General features: G+C 36.0%; 10 protein-coding genes. 6 read left to right on the top strand and 4 right to left on the bottom strand.

From position 1 onward, the window contains the following. The first annotated feature begins 27 nt into the window (after nucleotides 1-27). Entirely contained in the window at nucleotides 28-2307 is a 2280-nt protein-coding gene (locus G600_RS0105085; RefSeq protein WP_081669413.1) for a transglycosylase domain-containing protein, read from the top strand. A 74-nt stretch (nucleotides 2308-2381) separates the two neighbouring features. Here the strand turns inward: G600_RS0105085 and G600_RS0105080 are convergent, their stop codons facing one another. The 4 genes from G600_RS0105080 to murC form a co-directional block, all read right to left on the bottom strand. Beyond that, nucleotides 2382-3560, bottom strand: a complete 1179-nt coding sequence (locus tag G600_RS0105080; RefSeq protein WP_027430981.1) for a ribose-phosphate pyrophosphokinase — start codon at nucleotides 3558-3560, stop codon at nucleotides 2382-2384. A 90-nt stretch (nucleotides 3561-3650) separates the two neighbouring features. Beyond that, entirely contained in the window at nucleotides 3651-4634 is a 984-nt protein-coding gene (locus tag G600_RS0105075; protein WP_027430980.1) for an ATP-binding protein, read from the bottom strand. A 120-nt stretch (nucleotides 4635-4754) separates the two neighbouring features. Further along, the gene (locus G600_RS0105070; RefSeq protein WP_027430979.1) at nucleotides 4755-6017 is read right to left on the bottom strand and encodes a DnaD domain protein; all 1263 of its coding nucleotides are present in this window, start codon (nucleotides 6015-6017) and stop codon (nucleotides 4755-4757) included. A 279-nt stretch (nucleotides 6018-6296) separates the two neighbouring features. Beyond that, nucleotides 6297-7691, bottom strand: coding sequence for a UDP-N-acetylmuramate--L-alanine ligase (gene murC, locus G600_RS0105065; RefSeq protein WP_027430978.1), 1395 nt, complete (start codon nucleotides 7689-7691; stop codon nucleotides 6297-6299). 271 nt (nucleotides 7692-7962) lie between these two features. Here murC and G600_RS0105060 point away from each other — a divergent pair, with 271 nt between their 5' ends. From G600_RS0105060 to G600_RS15915, 5 genes are all read left to right on the top strand, one after another. Then, nucleotides 7963-9234 carry a glucose-1-phosphate adenylyltransferase gene (locus G600_RS0105060; RefSeq protein WP_027430977.1) on the top strand — a complete coding sequence of 424 codons (1272 nt, stop codon included), beginning with the start codon at nucleotides 7963-7965 and terminating at the stop codon, nucleotides 9232-9234. After that, complete coding sequence (gene glgD, locus G600_RS0105055) at nucleotides 9234-10349, top strand: glucose-1-phosphate adenylyltransferase subunit GlgD (protein WP_027430976.1); 1116 nt, start codon at nucleotides 9234-9236, stop codon at nucleotides 10347-10349. The genes G600_RS0105060 and glgD overlap by 1 nt, the downstream gene beginning before the upstream one ends. Nucleotides 10350-10598: 249 nt before the next feature. Then, complete coding sequence (spoVG, locus tag G600_RS0105050) at nucleotides 10599-10871, top strand: septation regulator SpoVG (RefSeq protein WP_027430975.1); 273 nt, start codon at nucleotides 10599-10601, stop codon at nucleotides 10869-10871. A gap of 659 nt (nucleotides 10872-11530) precedes the next feature. Beyond that, on the top strand, nucleotides 11531-16054 hold the full coding sequence (locus tag G600_RS0105045; protein WP_027430974.1) for a fibronectin type III domain-containing protein: 4524 nt from the start codon (nucleotides 11531-11533) through the stop codon (nucleotides 16052-16054). Between the two features lie 233 nt (nucleotides 16055-16287). Further along, nucleotides 16288-20892, top strand: a complete 4605-nt coding sequence (locus G600_RS15915; RefSeq protein WP_027430973.1) for a pectinesterase family protein — start codon at nucleotides 16288-16290, stop codon at nucleotides 20890-20892. Nucleotides 20893-20917: the final 25 nt, after the last annotated feature.

Raw genomic sequence — 20917 nt, 5'->3', positions numbered from 1 at the left:
ATTACGGGGCTATTAATGGAGGATATTATGACAACTACAAAAACTGGGGGAAGCACAGCCACTTCTAAATCTAAGGGAAAAAAGAAAAAGAAAAGATCAGTGGGAAAAGTGATTCTTGGCCTACTAATACTAATAATATTAGTGGCTTTAATTATATTTTGGCCAAAAATTCAAAGAATAACAGAGCTATATGATGACGCCTGCAAGATAGCCTCTACAAGCAGTCTTAATGATTTTAATGGTAGCCAGACTACAATTATTAATGACAAGGATGGCAATGAAATAGGCAGTATGCGTGATACTAAAGATATGTATTACGTGGCTTATGAGGATATCCCAGAAAATCTAGTCAATGCCTTTGTAGTTATGGAGGATAGAGATTATTACAAGCATCAGGGCGTTGACTATAAGGCTATTATAAGAGCGGTTATAGCCAATCAAAAAGCCAACGACATTGTTCAAGGTGCAAGTACCATTACACAGCAGCTAGCAAGAAACATTTACTTAAGTCAGGAAGTTAGCTGGGAGCGAAAGGTAGAGGAGATTTTCCTTGCTCAGGAGCTTGAGGCGAAATACTCTAAAGAGCAGATTCTAGAGTTTTATCTTAATAACATTTACTTTGGAAATGGTTATTACGGGGTGCAGGCCGCAAGTCTTGGATATTTTCAAAAGACCATTGACCAGCTAGATTTATCAGAGATGGCCTTTATTGCTGCCATTCCAAACAATCCTACAAAGTACAATCCTCTAACTAATTACGACAACACCGTGTATCGTCGCGATATCATATTGCACGAGCTTTACGAATATAGCTATATTTCGGAACTTGATTATTTGGTGGCTGAAAATGAAGTCGTTAGCCTTAACGCTAAATCCGTAGCCGCTACTAATAATTCTGTAGTAACTTATGCAAGACACTGTGCCACAGAGGCTCTAATGGACCTTTACGGTTTTGACTTTAGGTCTAACTTTACAAGTGATGAGGACTATGATGGCTACTGCGAGGACTACGAGGCTTTCTACACCTACTGTCAGCAGCTTTTAATTTCCGGTGGCTACATAATTAATACAAGTATAGATATGTCGGCGCAAAACGCCCTTCAGGAATCTGTGGATGAAAATCTTTCTTGGAGCAGTGAAACAGGTGATAGCGGGGTTTATAGCTTGCAGGGAGCAGCTACAAGTATAGATAATGAAACGGGCCTTGTGGTGGCAATCGTTGGTGCAAGAAGTCAGGATTTAGTAGGCCTTACACTTAATAGAGCCTACCAAAGCTATAGACAGCCCGGTTCTTCAATAAAGCCGCTGATATGTTATCTTCCATATTTGCAGCTAGGACATACACCAGATTCTATTGTGGTGGATGAGTATATTGAAAATGGACCGGCAAACGCAGATGGTTACTATGCGGGAGAGATGACCTTAAGAGATGCTGTTAAGCTTTCTAAAAATACGGTGGCGTGGAAGATATTCCAAGAGATAACTCCTAGCGGTGGTATTTCATTTTTATTAAACATGGGCTTCCATAAGATTTGGATGGACAAGGAATACAACGCAGCAGCCCTTGGTGGTTTTACTTACGGCGTGTCTACTGTGGAGATGGCAGCAGCCTATGCAACTATTGAAAACGATGGCTATTATAGAAAGGCCACTTGTATAAATAATATTACAACCGTGGATAATACGCTGGTTTGGGACCACAGTCAGATTGCTTCTGAGAGGATTTATGAAACTAATGCCTGCAGAATGATGACAAGTATGCTAGAAACTGTTGTGGAGAGCGGTACTGGTGTGGGGGCTTCTTGCTATAATGCAGTGATTGCCGGAAAAACTGGTACTACAAATTCTAATAAGGATGCTTGGTTTGTAGGATACAGCGCCTATTATACAACTTCCGTTTGGATAGGTTATGATTATCCACAGACCCTTTCTAGTGTAAATACTAAGGCGATTTTTAAGCAGTACATGGAATATATTCATTCTGGTTTTGAAAAGAAGAATTTTGAAAGCTACGAAGAAGGGGCTACAGATTCCACAACGGAGGCTAGCACTAGTGCACAGTCAGAAAGTGTGGATTCTAATCAAGGTGAGAACACAACGAATGTGGATGCCAATGAAAATGCATCTACAAAGGCAGTGGATGAAAATGGTGTAGAAATAGATGCCGGTGGAAATTCAGATGGAGATAGTAATGCCGGTTCAGGGGCAGCAGGCTCTTATAATGATAATGATAGTAATGTGGAATTAGATGATGATGGCGGAGGCGGTGCAAACTCCGATGGCGACAGTGATGCTGTAACAAATTAAAAGCAATAAAAAACTCCTAGGAAAAATTCCTGGGAGTTTTTAAATATCTGAACTATTACAAAATGAAATACAAATTACTTACCGTAGTGTAATTCGTTGTATTCCTTAACTCTATTCTGGATTCTTTCAACAGGGTTTAATAAGTTGCTGATTGAAGAATCATGGTTAAGTGTATCGATGATAAGAGCCATATACTTACTCATATCAACATTGATATACCAAGGCTTAGATAAAAGCTCTTCTGGCTGGTATATAAGGTTAGTAGTAAGGATCTTATCGATGATGCCCTTCTCATAAGCTTCATCAAACTTCTTAAATCCGTTAGTGAAAAGACCGAATGTTGTTGCACAGAATACTCTGTTAGCCTTACGTCTCTTAAGTTCTGAAGCAACATCAATCATAGATTCACCAGATGAAATCATATCATCAATGATAATAACATCCTTGCCTTCAACATTAGTTCCAAGGAACTCATGAGCAACGATTGGGTTACGACCATCAACGATCTTAGTATAATCTCTTCTCTTATAGAACATACCCATATCAAGACCAAGTAAGTTGGCAAGATATACAGCACGTCCCATACCACCTTCATCAGGAGAGATAACCATCATATGATCTGAATCGATATGAAGATCATCAACACCAAGTAAGAGGTACTTTACAAACTGATATGTACATGAAACTGATTCAAAACCATTAAGTGGAATTGCGTTCTGTACTCTAGGGTCATGAGCATCGAAAGTGATAATGTTATCAACACCCATATTAGTTAATTCCTGAAGCATGAAAGCACAGTCAAGGGATTCTCTACCTGTTCTCTTATGCTGTCTTGACTCATAAAGGAAAGGCATAATAACTGAAATACGTCTTGCCTTACCACCTGCAGCCATAATAACTCTCTTAAGATCAGCATAGTGATCATCAGGAGACATTCTATTAGGTACGCCGTTAAGTGAGTATGTGAGACTGTAATTAGCTACGTCAACCATGATATAAAGATCATGACCTCTAACTGAATCACTAAGTGTTCCCTTGCCTTCACCTGAACCAAATCTTGGTGTCTTAGCATCAAGGATATAAGAATCCTTCTTGTAACCTGCTACGCTAAGAACAGTTTCGTTGTCACGCTTTTCTCTCCAATCTACAAGGTACTTATCAACCTTATCTCCCATAGCTGTGCAGCTCTTTAATGGAATAATTCCTAATTTACCATAAGGAATAGTTGCAATATGACGTTCGTCTCGTGGCATAATATAACTCCTCCATAATAATATAACAATAAAAAGTGACTGGTTTGTTTTGCAAAACCTATACTAATATAATCAAGTAGCAAGATAAAGTCAATGATTATTTCTTTTAAGAATTCGAATATCCTGTCCGAACAAACCTAAAAGTTTGTAGGAACTAAGCAGTCTAGAGAAGACTCTTTCAGAGTATCTTTCTCCAATTTCATTAATTTCAAGATTGGCTGAAATTATCATAGGCTTCTTTCTTATACTACGTTCATTAATAATATAAAATAATCTAGAATTAGTATATGAATTGCTATTCTCTGTACCTAAATCATCTATAATAAGAAGATCGGCATCAAGAAAATATTGTGTATCGACTACGTTGTCTTTATTTTTGTTAAAATCCTTGCTCTCAAAACTTTCAAAAAATTCGATAGCAGTAAGATATATAACACTGTGTGAACTATCGAGCAATTCCTTAGCGATACAGTTTGTAAGGAAGGTTTTGCCCACACCGGTATTACCGGTAATTAAAAGGTTAGTGAATTCCTTATCGAAATTCTTAACAAATTTAGTAACGATTGCAAAAACCTTCTCCATGTTCTGTCTAGCAGTAGTGCCAAAACGTGGATTAATCTTTGTATCATCGTACCATTTATATGAAAATGTATTGAAATTCTCATCTTTAATAATGTTCTTAAGATTAGAATCTCTATATACAAGATCAATAGCAAATTTCTTAAAGCATGAACACTTCTCCTGGCCTATAAAACCTGTGTCATGACACTTCTTACAGCTATAAATATCATCGAGATAATTAGCTGGTTTACCAAGAGATATAAGCAATTGCTTCTTTTCTTCTTCAAGGGCCTTTAATTTAGAATCAAAATCCTTGTCATAATCATTAGTAGAATTGATTCGACTCTTTGCCGCCTCTAAAGAAATCTCTATAACTTTATTATCAATTTCTTCTAGCTTAGGAGATAAGTTCTTAATCTCCTCATAACGACTATCAAGTATTCTGTTGTTTAGGCTTCTTATGTCATCGTAATGTCGCATAACAGAAGCATATTGAGTATTAGTTAAAGCCATATAGTCCCTCTTTTATTCTTATTAAAAATAAAATTATCATAGCAGTTATATATTACCATAAAATGCTAATATATAACCACTATGAATAAGCTCAAATTTAAAATATTAATGAAACATTAATTACATATTGTCGTATAAAGAATCGTAGAATTCTTGTGAATACTCTCTTTGCTGGAAATTATTGAACTTGTTAGTTTTATTTCTAGCAGCTGATTTATTAGTCATGTTATTAGCTCTTGCTGTTGTAGTGTTAGTATAACCAGCAGCCTTGTTAGCCTTAAAGTCTGCATCTGCTCTTGAGATGTCCTCGAAGTTCTTTACTCCTGATTCATACCAGCCCTTAATAATAGAGTCGGCATACTGAAAACTTGCCTGATGTGTATTAGCTAAACTACGGTTACAAGCCTCAGCAATAATTTCAGGACTAAAGTGGTATTCCTTGCTCCATCTGTTGATGTAGTCCTTCTCTGAGCTACCAAGTTCTCTATTAGAGATACCAAAAGCCTTTAATACGCTAATTGTAGCGTTACTATGATTAGTTACTTCCTCCTTGGCAGCAGCAACACTTGTGATGCCTTTCTCATGCCAGTTAAGAGCAGTAGCTTCTATATATCTAACATCCTTATGATTAGCTTCTACGCAGTAAGCGAAAAGATAATCAATTAAAGATGAAGAAAAACTAAGGTTATCGTATAAGTAAACGATTAAGTTGCATTCCTTTTGAGTTAAAGGTCTACTTAAGTAAGCCTGAATACCAAAGAGTAATAAGGAGAAGTCTTCTTCATTATTTAACTCATCCATTCTTGCTGCTGATGGTTCAACTAAGGATGGCTTGTTAGCTTCAACTGTAGCCTGTGGCATAGAAGAAACTATTGTGTTCTGACTTGCTGTGTTAGCGTTAATACTAACTACATTAGAGCCAAGAGCTGAGTTATTAAACTTAGCAGCCTTGCTTGCATGATTGTTGGCCTGATTATTAGAAGCTAAGTTATTTATAACTTCGTCTTCGTTCTTTAAGTTGATATTCAAGTTATATCCATTAGCGGATGTATCAGAAACTCTTGAAACCAAGTTATTAGTGTTGTTGTTAAGGTCCTTAAGAGTGATTCCGCAAATTGTATTGTCAGAATTATACTCAAGCTCTAAAAGTCCTAACTTATCCCAATATCTAAGGGCTCTGATTACATCTGATTCTGTCTGATTAAAAGTATCTGCAAGAGAGGAGATGCTTAAATTGCTATTCTTATTAGAAAGAAGACGTAAAAGATAAAGATAAATCTTTACGAATTCTCCACTTGTATTAGGTATAAACTGGTCAATAAATATGTCCGGAACTGCTGTATAACCATTAGCAGTTTCTGTTGAAAGTACTAAATTACGCATTGTTGCCCCTCTTTCATATAGTAAGTCTGACTTAAAAGTCTTTTGCAAGTCAGATTATATCACACCTTTAACTTCTTGCAAATGTAGACAGGTTCTGCACATTTGCATTGTGGATATTGTGGATAATGTGGATAATTATTTGAACTATGTCATTAAATCACTAAATATCTAGCTTTCCTAAATGGAATTATTAACATAAAAATCCACAGAAACCTATGTGGAAAATCCCATAAGCTCTGTGGATAATGTGGATAACTTTGTTGAAAACAAATGTTTCTGTTAATTTTTTCCGTTATTTACTAACTTTTCCCCAACTTTTACGATGTCACCAGCACCCATAGTTATCAACAAGTCACCGTTGACACAATTTTTTTCTAAAAATTTTTCGATTTCTTCAAATGTATCTATATAGTAACATTCCTTGCCTAAAGCTTTAATCTTATCGGCTAAGTCAGCGGAGCTAATTCCTAGATTATCTGTCTCTCTAGCAGGATAAATCTTAGCTAAAACTACCTTATCAGCAAGAGAAAGAGCTGTTGCAAACTCATCCATTAAAGACTTAGTTCTTGTATAAGTATGAGGCTGGAATACACACCAAACTGTATTGTGTGGATAATGCTTACAAGAATCAAGAGTTGCCTTGATTTCATCTGGGTGATGAGCATAGTCATCGATTACTGTTACGCCGTTAAATTCACCCTTCTTCTGGAAACGTCTATCTGTTCCTGTGAAGTTCTTTAAACCAGCCTTGATAGAGTCGAGGTCAATGCCTTCATTTTCAGCAGCAGCAATTGCAGCTAGTGAATTATAGACGTTGTGAAGTCCAGGTACGCTTAAAGCTATAGTTGTAACTTCTGCGCCCTCTTTAATAAGTGTGTAGCTGCAGCAGCCATAAGCATCATAACTAATATTAGTAGCGCTGTAGTTAGATTTCTTTGGATCCTCGCCAAATGTAATTACGTGGCAATGCTTATCCTTAAAGAAATATTCGTAGTCTTCAATATCTGAGCTAATAATTAATGTACCAACATTATCAGGTAACTTTTCAACAAAGAGCTTGAAAGAGTGTCTGATATCATCTAAGTCCTTAAAGAAGTCAAGGTGATCTGCCTTAACATTTAAGATGATGTTAGTTGTTGGATTAAAAGATAAGAAGCTGTTAGTGTATTCGCAAGCTTCTGTTACGAAAAGATCTGACTTACCAACTCTTACATTTCCATTAATACTATTAAGAATACCGCCAACAGAAATTGTTGGGTCAGCATTAGCTGCCATAAAGATTTCTGTAAGCATAGATGTTGTCGTTGTCTTTCCGTGAGTTCCTGCTACATTAATTGCAGAACGATAATTGCTCATAATCTGACCTAATAGTTCTGCACGTGTAAGCATAGGTATATTTTTTTCTTTAACAGCTACAAACTCAGGGTTGTCTGGATGTATAGCAGCAGTATAGACAACAAGGTCAATATCATCTGTGATATTAGCTGCTGACTGTGGGTATGAAACCTTGCATCCCATGTCCTCTAATTCCTTGGTAAGTTTAGAGGCAGCCTGGTCTGAACCGGAAACTTTAAAATTTTCTTTAACAAGAATCTGAGCAAGGCCGCTCATGCTGATTCCGCCAATTCCAATAAAATGTACTGAAATAGGCTTCTTAAAATCGATTTTGTACATATTAAATGTGCCTTCTTTCTCATAAATTTATTTTGTAATAGATTGCTTATCTAATAAGAAACTAATTTTTGACCTGCAAAAATAGCAAGTTCATTATATATTATAACTATTTATGGGAAATTTCAATTTTTTCATAACAAAATATGGTAATATTACGAAAAATATCAAAATATCCAGAAAAAATAGGAAAAAAGTTTTTACTTAAATATTATATTGTGCTATACTTTTAGTATCTAGAACCGTAGAAATTATTTACATCAGAGGTGATAGCATGATTAAGAAAGAGATGATAGCTATGCTACTCGCTGGTGGCCAGGGAAGTCGTCTGGGTGTTTTGACTTCTAAGGTCGCTAAGCCAGCTGTGGCATTTGGTGGAAAGTATCGTATTATTGATTTTCCACTAAGTAATTGTATCAATTCAGGAATTGATACAGTTGGTGTGTTGACACAGTATCAACCACTAAGACTTAATACCCATATTGGAATTGGTATTCCATGGGATTTGGATCGTAATGTTGGAGGCGTTACAGTCCTTCCTCCATATGAAAAGAGTACTAACAGTGAATGGTATACAGGTACAGCCAATGCCATTTACCAGAACCTTGACTATATGGAACAATTTAATCCTGAGTATGTATTAATACTTTCAGGTGACCACATCTATAAGATGGATTATAAGATTATGCTTGATTATCACAAGGCTAATAATGCTGATGTTACTATTGCAGCTATGCCGGTTCCTATTGAGGAAGCTTCTAGATTCGGTATCGTTGTAACAGATGGTGATAACAAGATAACAGAATTTGAGGAGAAGCCAGCTAACCCTAAAAGCAATTTAGCATCCATGGGTATTTACATTTTCAGCTGGAAGATTTTAAAGGATGCACTTATTAAGTTGAAAGATCAGCAAGAGTGCGATTTTGGAAAGCACATTATTCCATATTGCTTTAATAGTAATAAGAGAATCTTTGCTTATGAATATAACGGTTATTGGAAGGATGTAGGAACTCTTAGTTCTTATTGGGAAGCTAATATGGAGCTTATCGATATTATTCCTATCTTTAACCTTTATGAGGAATTCTGGAAGATCTACACAAGTAATGATGCAATTCCTCCTCAGTATATCGCATCAGATGCCTATATTGAGAAGAGTATCATTGGAGATGGTACAGAAGTCTATGGTAAGGTATTTAACTCAGTTATTGGTAGTGGCGTAGTAATTGAAGAGGGAGCAGAAGTTCATGATTCAATTATTATGAATAATACTAAGATTGGTAAGAATACAATCATTAATAAGTCAATTATTGCTGAAGATGTTACAATCGGAGACAATGTTGAACTTGGAGTTGGTGAAGAAGCTGAGAATATCAAGCTTCCAAAGATTTATAACTCTGGCCTGGTAACAATTGGAGAATGTACAGTTATTCCTGACAACATTAAGGTTGGCAAGAACAGTGCAATTTCAGGAGTGACAACTGCTTCTGATTATACTGATAATCAGTTAGCAAGTGGTGGATTTTTAATTAAGGCAGGTGAAGAGTAATGAAGGCGATAGGAATTATTTTAGCCGGCGGAAACAACAGAATGATGAGAGAATTGACTAATAAGAGAGCTATTGCTGCAATGCCTATTGCCGGTAGTTACAGAGGTATTGATTTTGCTCTTAGTAATATGTCAAATTCCCGCATTCAGAAGGTTGCTGTTATAACACAGTACAATGCAAGATCACTTAACTCACATTTGAGTTCATCTAAGTGGTGGGATTTTGGTAGAAAGCAGGGCGGTTTGTATGTGTTTACACCTACAATAACTGCTGAAAGTAGTAACTGGTATAGAGGAACAGCAGATTCTATATATCAGAATATACATTTTCTAAAGTCAAGCCATGAGCCTTATGTAGTAATTGCATCAGGTGATGGCGTATATAAAATGGATTATAATAAGATACTTGAATATCACATCGAGAAGAAGGCTGATATTACAATGGTAGTTAAGAAGTTAACTGACAGAAGTGATATTAACCGTTACGGTGTTGTTGCCATGACTGATGAAGGTAGAATTACTGAGATTGAAGAGAAGCCTTTAGAGACTAATCTTTCAACAGTATCAACAGGTATCTATGTAATAAGAAGACGTCTTTTAATTGAATTACTTGAAAAGGCGGCTGAAGAGGATAGACATGAATTTGTTAGAGATATCCTCGTTAGATATAAGAATATTAAGAAGATTTATGGATATAAACTCGATACATATTGGAGTAACATTTCCACTGTAGATGCATATTACAAGACTAATATGGATTTCTTAAATAAGGATGTTAGGGATTACTTCTTTAAGCAGTATCCAGATGTTTACTCTAAGGTAGAAGATTTACCTCCAGCAAAGTACAATTTTGGAGCAAATGTAAAGAACAGTTTAGTATCAAGTGGTTCCATAGTAAATGGTACTGTAGAGAATTCAGTGTTATTTAAGAAGATTTATGTGGGAAATAACGCTGTAATTAAGAACTCTATCATTTTAAACAATGCCTATATCGGTGATAATGCATACATCGAGAACTGCATCGTAGAAAGCAACAGTACTATTAAGGCTAACGCAAGATACGTTGGCGAGGCAGGTCCTCAGATCGTCATAGAGGATAGCCCATTATATTACTAATTTGGTTACTAAAGTTCGTGGACAGAATAGACAACGTATGAGGCACCCCGCGAATTAGTAAATATATCAGGAAACTTTAATCGTGCGGTTTGCAGTCTTATCAAAGCAAGTTAACTTATAGTTAATCTTGGGAGGGATTAACCGTAAGAAGGATAGACTGGTAGACGATATATAAAAAGTTCCTTGACTAGTAACGAAGGGATATTAATATGTTTGGCCGGCAAAAAAGTTGCGGCAGAAGGGGTGCTTATGAATATTACAGACGTAAGAGTACGTAAGATTACTAAGGAAGGCAAGATGAAGGCTGTAGTATCTGTAACAATCGACGACGAGTTTGTTGTGCATGATATTAAGGTTATTGAAGGCGAAAAGGGTTTATTTATCGCTATGCCAAGTAGAAAGTCTACTGATGGTGAATATAGAGATATCGCTCATCCTATCAATACAGCCACAAGGGACAACCTTCAGAAATTAGTGCTCGAAGCTTACGAAAAAGCAGACGACACACCAGCTGAAGAGTAATTTTAGTGATTATTCTAATGTAGCTAAACCGCAATTGGCACACATTACGTATAATGTAAAAACTTAAAAGTGTATGACAGCTACTTGCGCTGTAAGACACGAATATGTAAATGGCTTCCTTGCATTAGGAGGCCATTTTCTATTTATAAAAATGTATTATAACATAATAATAAAATAATAAATAAACTAATGATATAAGAATTATTTAAAAAACTTTTGTGTAATTTATACAATACTATATAGTAGACTACAGAAATATTGTATAGATTACATAATTTTTATGCATCTATAAGAATATGAAAATAAAACCTACCAATAGTAGGTAAGTATCAACTAATATATCGTTAGTACTATAGTTATAGGAAATAAGTACTTATTTAAAAGGAAAATATAAAATTTTTGATAACAATTTATTCATGAAAATTTTACATTTAAGTACTAGTCTTATGGTACTGTGGTACTATCATTTGACATATCTGTCAAAATAGACAATAAAATCCTCTAGTTTTTAGTGAAAATTTCACAAGCCCTTGTGTTGACGAAAAAATTAAATTTTAGATATAATGGCAAATGTCAGCAGGAGAAGTAATTTGTGGGACGCAATGAATTGCTGATAAATAGGAGTTTAGTGATTATATATTTTATGGGAGGAACGGTCTATGAAGACTAAGATGAGAGCGAGAATTATGTCAATCGCAATGGCAATTCTCATGGTTGTTGGTCTTATGCCAACTGATTTTTCAGTTGTAAACGTAAGAGCCAATGAGGATAGTTCAAATACTCATGTATTTGAAACATCAACACTTACAGCAACAGCTGCAGGTACTTATACAGATGGACAAGAAATTACATATGATGACTATTTCACAATAGTTGCAAGTTCAAAGACAAAGATTGATTCAAGTTCAAAGACATTTGACGATGAATATACATCAGAACAGAGATTAAACTTTGGTGGAAAGGCAGATATAGAAGCAGGAAAGAACTATGTAAGCTTTAAAACAAGTGCAAGTGCAACAGTAAAGATTTGGTGGGCAGAAAGTGGAGCTGATAATAAAAGCATGGCAATCTACAACCTATCAAGTGGAGAAGTTGCAGCACAGACATCAGAGACATTAGCTAAGAATGATCCATGTGTTTCAACACTTACATTAAGTGAAGCAGGAACATATGCATTAGGTGGTTTAGAAGGCAATAATTACATTTTTAAGATTGAGGTTACTGAAACACCAGCTGTTACATCAACAGTTAATACATTCGAAACATCAACACTTACAGCAGCAGCTGCAGGTACTTATACAGATGGACAAGAAATTGCATATGATGACTATTTCACAATAGTTGCAAGTTCAAAGACAAAGATTGATGCAAGTTCAAAGACATTTGCCGATGAATATACATCAGAACAGAGATTAAACTTTGGTGGAAAGGCAGATATAGAAGCAGGAAAGAACTATGTAAGCTTTAAAACAAGTGCAAGTGCAACAGTAAAGATTTGGTGGGCAGAAAGTGGAGCTGATAATAAAAGCATGGCAATCTACAACCTATCAACTGGAGAAGTAGCAGCACAGACATCAGAGACATTAGCTAAGAATGATCCATGTGTTTCAACACTTACATTAAGTGAAGCAGGAACATATGCATTAGGTGGTTTAGAAGGCAATAATTACATTTTTAAGATCGAAGTTACTGAAACTTCAGGTGAGGCAGCAGAAGTAGTAAGAGCAGATTGGTCAGAAGTTGCTAATCCTACAGTAACAAATGTAGTAGATAATGGAGATGGTACAGTAACAGTTGATTTCGATGCTTTAATCGGAACAAATGGAGCAGATGGAGCTAATGTAACACTTACAGATACTACTGGAGAATCTCAGACAAGTAAGTATTTAAAGGAAGGTAGCACAGGTTCAAAGACATTTACAGTTAGTTCATCAGGAACATATACTGCAACAGTTAGCATTTATCGTGAAGGTGAAGATGATAAGACTAGTGATGCAGTTTCTGTAAATTTCGTACTTCCATTAAGTGAAGTTACAATTAATACAACTGCAAGTACAGGTAACGGAAGCGTATATATTGGATGGCAGTCAGTAACAGAGGCTGATTCTTATATCGTTTCTTATAGCACAGATGGGGAAAATTATGTTGTTGCTGCTGATGCAATTACTGATACAGAATATACAGTAACAGGTTTAACAGTTGGCACTACTTATAAATTTAAGGTGCAGGCAGTAAGACTTTTACCAGCTACAACAACAAATGGTACAGTAAGCGATGAGGTAGAGGCAACTAAGGAAGCTCAGACAGTTTGGGGTACAATTACTTATGGTAATGGTGCTAATTCATCTAACTTTACTAAGGTTGGTGATTTAAACGCTGATGGTTATGTTCAGTTAACAGCTGGTAAGTTAACAAACGGTAAGCTTACAGGTTCAGGTAATGATGGTAAGTTTGTACCAGCTTCATATGATGGACTTTCATTCTATTACACAGAAGTACCATCTAACATGAACTTTACATTAAGAGCAAAGGTAACAGTTGATCAGTGGTATTTATCAAATGGTCAGGAAGCATTTGGTCTTATGGCAGCAGATCAGCTTGGTGGTTCTGGTTGGAACAATGCATATTTTGCAGCAGTAACAAAGACAGAATATTATGTAGATGCTGATGGAAATGTAACAACAGATACAACAGCAACAAAGGTTACACAGAAAATCGGTATTGAATCACTTGAAAAGACAGGTATAACAGCAGAAAATATTTCTTTAATGGAAGCTAATGATACAGATACAATTAATAACAATTTCACATCATCAGCTTATCCTTTAGAGCAGAGATATTCTGATTCATCAAATGTAATCGGAAATAGTGTTAATACAACTTCTGATCAGAATATTACAGAAATGTATTTAACAATTCAGAAGAATAACACAGGTTATTTTGTAACTTACGAATCAGTAGATGGTTCTTATTCAGTAACAAAGAAGTATTATGATACAGAAGCTCTTTCACAGATTGATTCAGATTCAGTTTATGTAGGTTTCTTCGTATCAAGATATGCTCAGGCAACATTCTCAGATGTAACATTTACAACTGTTAGTCCTGAAAATGATGCTCCTGCAGAAGAGCAGCCAGTTGAAACAATTGAAACAGTAGCAACAATTGATTCAGCAGCTACAACAAATAAGTCTACTTACGAATTACAGTTCACAGCTAACGCAGATGGTGTAGCAACAGTTTACCAGAATGGCGAAGCTATTAAGGAAGTAACTGTAACAGCTAATGAGCAGGTTAAAGTAGAAACAACACTTAACTTAGGTAGCAATACATTTACAGTTAAGTATGATGCAAATGATAATTATGTTCCTGGTGAATATAAGGTAATGAGTAATTATGATGAAATCACAATTGCTAAGACAGTAACATACAATGCATATAATGGTGAAACAATTTATGTATCTCCAAACGCTAATGGTACAGGTAGCAAGGAAGACCCAGCTGATTTACAGACAGCAATTAAGTATGCTCAGCCAGGTCAGACAATCGTAATGATGGAAGGTACATATAAGTATACAAGTACTGTAACAATTCCAAGAGGAACAAACGGTACAGAAAATGCACTTATTTACTTAATCGCAGATCCAGATGCAAGCACAAGACCAGTTATTAGTGGTGCGAATGCAAGTGGACATGCAATGGAAATCGCAGGTAACTACTGGTATATCCAGGGTATTGACGTTACAGAGTCAGCTGATGGTAAGGATGGTATCCATTTAAGTGGTAGCTATAACACAGTAGATAATGTAGAGACTTATGAAAATGGTAACACAGGTCTTCAGATTTCAAGACTTTCTGCAAATGATGCAGATAAGTCAACATGGCCTTCATACAACTTAATTCTTAACTGTACATCTTACAATAACCACGATCATGGTTATGAAGATGCTGATGGTTTTGCAGCTAAGTTAACATGTGGCGATGGAAACGTATTTGATGGTTGTATTGCACATAATAATGCCGATGATGGTTGGGATCTTTTCGCAAAGGTTCAGTCAGGTGCAATTGGTGTAGTAACAATTAAGAATTCAGTAGCATATGCAAATGGATATCTACTTGATGGTACAAATGCTGGTAACGGTAATGGATTTAAGATGGGTGGCGATTCAATGACAGGCTATCATATCCTTTATAACTGTGTAGCATTTGATAACAAGTCAAAGGGTATTGATTCAAACTCTTGCCCAGATATTCAGATTAGTATGTCTACATCATTTAATAATGAAGCTAACAACGTAGCACTTTATACAAATACAGCAGCAAACACAGATTATTCTGCATCAGGTATTCTTTCATTCAGAACACAGAATACTGATAATGCTGAAAATATTAAGCTTGTAGGTAATCAGGATTCAACAAAGGTTTACCAGTCAACAAACTACTTCTGGAAGTCAGCATCAGGAGAATCAAAGGATGCTTCAACAACAGTAACAAGTGATTGGTTTGAATCAGTAAATACAGGTATGGATTATACAACACATGTTTACAGCGAATTACCTGTAACTCGTAATGAAGATGGAACAATTAATATGAACGGTCTCTTAGTCTTAACAGATAAGGCTGCAGAGGGAACAGGTGCAACACTTAACGCAAGTACACTTACAGCATCTAAGGAAATTACTGTTTCAGAAAATGTAACAACAGGTTTAATAAACGAAGTTGCAGCTGATGAAGATGTAACATATGCAGTACTTGATGGTGATGGTGTAGTTGTTACTCAGGGCGAAAGCTTTGTAGTAAGATCAGCAGCAGATTTTGCTAAGTTTGTTAAGGTATTAGTTGACGGCGTTGAAGTTGATCCAAGTAACTATGTAGTAACAGAAGGTTCAACAATCGTTACATTTAATGCAGCTTATTCAGCAACACTTGCTACAGGTACTCATACTGTAGAAATTGTTTCAACAGACGGAAGCGCAACAGCAACAATTACAGTAGCAAGCGCTACAACAGGTGATGTTGCAGCAGATACAGCTGTAGTAAGTAAGTCAGAAGTAGCAGCAGATTCAAGCGTAGTATCAACAACTAATGAGAAGACAGGCGATAGCGCAATGCCAGTTGTTTATGTAAGCCTTATGGTTTTAGCAGCAGTAGCATTTATTGCTAGCAAAAAGAGAAAAAATGCATAATGTAATTTAGCTAAGGAAAGTCTTAAGCTTTATATCAATAAAAGGACCCTTTATTACTAAATTAATAAAGGGTCTTTTAATAAATAACCAATGATAGAGCATAAAAAAATAATATAGCATCTTGGGGAATGACCTTTTTTATGTATAATCATAACAATAGACAAAAGAACCACCGCAAGGGTTCGTAGACGGGCTTGAAGTATATAAACAATTTATAACGGGAGGACAACACAATGAAGTTTAAAAACTTTAAGAGAGTGCTTGTAGGGGTATTAGCATTTGTTTTAGTTATCGCTTCAATTCCATTTTCTGGAAGCTTGGTAAGTGTAAAGGCTGCTGAGTTAAGCAATGGTTTAACTGCAACAGAAGCCGTAAAGGGTGAAACTTACACAATGACTTTTGCTAAATTAGATGGAAGCGATTACAAACATACTCCAGGTACAAGTTTAGGTTTAGTAACATTTGTAAAAAATACAGCTAATAATGGCGCACATGGTTTAACTATGGGAGAGGGCGCAGAAATTACTGTAAAGGTAGCAGGACCTTGTACAATTAATGTACAGACATGTATTTACTATGGTGGTACACCAGTTCTTTACATGAATGGCGAGCAGGGACAGAATGCTAAGCTTGAATCAGAGGGCGATGTATTAACTTATAATTATACAGGCGGAGCTGGAGAGGTTACATTTAGTGTGGCTGAAGGTGGAACATGGATTCATGAAATTACAGTTACACCAAATCCTTATGTAGCTACAACAACAACATGGAATTTTAATCAGTCTAACACAAATTTATCTAGTGCATATTCATTAGCACTTCAGGGAGCTAATAATGGTACAGGTACATTTGAAGGCTTAACAATTGATGCTACAAATGGTAAGTTAGCAGCTAGAAGTTCTGATACACAGGCTAATGCTGGTACAATAATTACTATTCCTGTAGGTTCATATTCAAACTACACACTTAATGTAGTAGCTTATAATGGCGCAACAATGAGTGTAGATGGTGCTACACTTACAACAACTGAAGCAAGTTCATGGAACAACTATTCAGTTACAGGAACTACTGATGAAGAAACAGAATCAATTGTACTTTCAATCGATTCTAATACATATATTAAGGAGATTTCATTGACTGAGGCTAGATCAACAGACCCAACACAGGCAGGAAATGGAAAAATCGACGTAGTTGACTTTGGTGCAGAACAATTAGATAGTGAGGTTTACAACAACTTACTTACAGAAAGCATTCAGACAGCATTTTACGGTTCAAGTGTTGCAGCTGGTACTTCTGGTGTAAATATTGGTGACTTTACTATTTATGATACAGAAGGTAACGAATTCATTTATTTCTGTGCTGGCGGTAAGACAAACAACAGATATAGAACAACTAACACAAACTTAACTAGATATGATGAAAAGAGTAAGAAGGATGCAGCTGGTAATGAATACAAGGGCTACATTTATTCTAACAATTCATCAACAGATTCTGTATATATGAACTTTACATTAGTTGAAAATGATATTTTAACATTAATGCTTGGTTCAAACAGTGGTGATGCTACATATTATTTAGTATCTCCAAGTGGAAATATTCAGACATTTAATTTTACAAACAGTGCTGGTCTTGAAGAAGCAACATTCTATGCTGCTGAATCAGGCACATATAAGTTATACTGTACTAACGAAAAGTTAGTAATTGCAAGAGCAACAAGAGTTCACACAGTTCCAGTTAAGATTACAGGTACATCTACATATGCAGATCCTAATGGTCTTGGAACAGCAGCTCCATCAGGTTACAGCTTAGTATTTACTAATAAGCAGACAGGTGGAGAAACAGTTGCTGAAGTAGCAGCAGATGGCTCATATAAAGCTTTCCTTTATCAGTCATTTGATTATGAAGTAACATTAAAGAATGCTAATGGTTATGTTATTGCAAGCCAGGATAAGTTAAGTGTTTCATCAGATGTAGAGTCACTTAGCCTTGATTTTGTAATCAATCCAGTAGAGCTTGTAACAATTACAGGTAATATTACAGGTATTAGTGCAGATGCGGCTGCAAAGGTACAATTAGCATTTAAAGCAGATAAGATTTATGTTCCAGAATTAACAATTAATAGTGATTTATCTTTCACATTAAAGGTTGAGGCTGGTGTTACATACGAAGTAGTAGCAACAGATGCTGCTGATTACACATTATTAACAACATCAATTGAAACAGATGGAGATGCTGTAAAGAATATTGAATTTGCAGCTAAGGATACATATGATGCAACAATTACACTTGCAGGTATCTCAAGTGAAGATGCTAAGAATGCAGTAATTACATTAACTAATATTAATGATACTTACGAAGATGGTACAAGCTATGTTTATACATATAATTATGGCGATAATATTTCCTTAAGAGAAGGTCAGTATTCAATTAAGGTTACAGGTATTGGTAACTATGCATACGAGCAGGCTCCAACATATGATTTAAAGCTTGGTTCATATGATAACACAGCTGATAAGACAGGTAATAGCGTAGAAGTTAAGTTCTATGATGTTACAGATTGGAATTTCTCAGTTTACAATAAGGCATATGATGGAAATGGTATCGAGACAATTAATGGTAGCAATTACTACTATGGTTTAGCTCTTAATGAAAATGTATTAGAGAACAAGACATACCTTCTTCTTAACGAATCAGCAGATGCTGAAGGTAATACAGTAAATGGTACAATTGAAGTACCAGTTAAGGCTGGCGATATCGTAACATTATCATACTGCTATAGCGCTTACTTTACAGCAGGCGATGTAACAGTAGCTAATAAGTCAGGTTCAACAAGTTTAATTGAACAGACAGAGGTTGTTGCAAGCCAGGATGGCACAATGACAATTAAGTCAAACGGTGGTCAGACATACTTCACAGAGATTAGCGTTGTAACTCCAACAGAGTATAAGAGCGTTATTACAGTAGGTGAAGATAAGGATTATCAGACAATTAATGATGCACTTGATGCAGCAAGAACAATGCAAAGAACAGATGACCAGGAAGTTACAATTGTAATTGATCCAGGTACATATCAGGAAATGCTTGTTATTGACGTTGACAATGTTAATTTAGTAAATGCAGCAGGAGATGCAGCAAGTACAGATCTTACAAATTCAGGTGTTGATATCGTAGATACAGCAGTTAGAATTACATCATACTATGGACATGGTTATGCATACTATAGTATGGATAAGAATTGTAAGTATAACGCAGATTTATTAGATGTTAATACATACAATGGTTATTATTCATTCCAGAATCCAGGTTCTGGTACAACAAACGGAAGCTACTGGAATGCAACAGTAGTTGTATATGCAGATGGCTTTGGCGCAGATGGAATTATTTTTGAGAACTCATTTAACCAGTATCAGTCAGAGCTTGCAGCTAACGATACAATCGTTGCACTTAGCAGTGCTAAGGGTGAATCAAAGGGTGCAAGAAATGACTACGAAGTTGGTTCAACAGCAGTTCAGGCAAAGGCTTATGTAGAAAGAGCAGCAGCTCTTGCAATCGTAAGCAATGTTTCAGATACATATTTTGATAATTGTAAGTTCATCGGTAGACAGGATACTCTTTATGGTGGAACTGATTCTACAGTAGTATTTGATCAGTGCCAGATTTATGGTGGAACAGATTACATCTTTGGTGGTATGGAAGCTATTTTCTATCAGTGTGATTTAGTAGCTAATACAAGTGAGGATGCAAATGATACTTTCTACATTACAGCAGCTCAGCAGTCTTCTGGTAGAGGTTACTTAATGTATGAGTGTACAGTTACATCAACAACACCAGGTGTTGATACAGCTTCAACAAAGAAGTCTAAGCAGGGTTACTTTGGTAGACCATGGCAGGCTAATACAGCCGAAGTAGTATTCTACAATACAACAATTGAAACAACAGATTTCTATGATGGTGAATCAAAGCTTCTCATCTGCGATGAGGGATGGAATTCATCTCTTGGTGGAAAGTCTACATTAAGCTATGAATATGGTTCAGTTGATTCTGAAGGTAATGCAGTTGATACATCTAACAGAGTATCATGGTCAACATTACTTACAGAAGCTAAATTAAATGATGGTACAGAAATTAGCTTTGTAAACTTCGTTGGTAAAGATTTTGTATTAGATATCATTGAAGATGGTGGCTTAAATTGCATTAATTATGAAGTATTAGATGGTGCAAATTCAACAGTAACTGTAGGTGAAGGATTAGTGGTAAGATCTGCAGCAGATATTAGTAAATTCGGAAGAGTTACAGTTGATGGTGAAATAGTTGATCCTTCTAATTACACAGTAACAGAAGGTTCAACAATAGTAGAACTCAATCCAGAGTTCTTAGAGCAACTTTCAGTAGGATCACATGATGTTGCTATTGTTTCTGTAGATGGTGTTGCAAATACATCATTTAATTTAGTAAATGCTGAGACTCCTACAGAGGAACCTTCAACAGAGGAACCTTCAACAGAGGAGCCTTCAACAGAGGAGCCTTCAACAGAGGAGCCTTCAACAGAGGAGCCTTCAACAGAGGAGCCTTCAACAGAGGAGCCTTCAACAGAAGAGCCTTCAACAGAAAATACAACTGGCGAAGTAGCAGCAGATACAGACGTAGTAGTAGCTGATGCAACAACAGCAAGTGCTACAGAAGCTTCTACAGCAGCTAGCAATACAACAGAAGTTGCAGCAGATACAACTGTTACAGCTGATAGAAATAATTTCGTAATCGGAATTGCACTAGCTGGAGTATCTGCAGCAATTGCAGCAGGTGCAGCAGCAGCTAGAAAAAAGGAAGAGGAAGAATAAAATAAGTTTAGTAAAAGCAGTTAAT

It is taken from the genome of Lachnospira multipara ATCC 19207, assembly GCF_000424105.1.
Lineage (GTDB): Bacteria > Bacillota > Clostridia > Lachnospirales > Lachnospiraceae > Lachnospira > Lachnospira multipara.
The sequence above is the reverse complement of the archived record's forward strand: the minus strand, read 5'-3'. Positions and strand labels throughout refer to the sequence as shown.

Excerpts from the sequence above, each read along its gene's own strand:
- G600_RS0105085 (WP_081669413.1), top strand. The coding sequence starts at position 28 with ATGACAACTACAAAAACTGGGGGAAGCACAGCCACTTCTAAATCTAAG.
- G600_RS0105080 (WP_027430981.1), bottom strand. The coding sequence starts at position 3,560 with ATGCCACGAGACGAACGTCATATTGCAACTATTCCTTATGGTAAATTA.
- G600_RS0105075 (WP_027430980.1), bottom strand. The coding sequence starts at position 4,634 with ATGGCTTTAACTAATACTCAATATGCTTCTGTTATGCGACATTACGAT.
- G600_RS0105070 (WP_027430979.1), bottom strand. The coding sequence starts at position 6,017 with ATGCGTAATTTAGTACTTTCAACAGAAACTGCTAATGGTTATACAGCA.
- murC (WP_027430978.1), bottom strand. The coding sequence starts at position 7,691 with ATGTACAAAATCGATTTTAAGAAGCCTATTTCAGTACATTTTATTGGA.
- G600_RS0105060 (WP_027430977.1), top strand. The coding sequence starts at position 7,963 with ATGATTAAGAAAGAGATGATAGCTATGCTACTCGCTGGTGGCCAGGGA.
- glgD (WP_027430976.1), top strand. The coding sequence starts at position 9,234 with ATGAAGGCGATAGGAATTATTTTAGCCGGCGGAAACAACAGAATGATG.
- spoVG (WP_027430975.1), top strand. The coding sequence starts at position 10,599 with ATGAATATTACAGACGTAAGAGTACGTAAGATTACTAAGGAAGGCAAG.
- G600_RS0105045 (WP_027430974.1), top strand. The coding sequence starts at position 11,531 with ATGAAGACTAAGATGAGAGCGAGAATTATGTCAATCGCAATGGCAATT.
- G600_RS15915 (WP_027430973.1), top strand. The coding sequence starts at position 16,288 with ATGAAGTTTAAAAACTTTAAGAGAGTGCTTGTAGGGGTATTAGCATTT.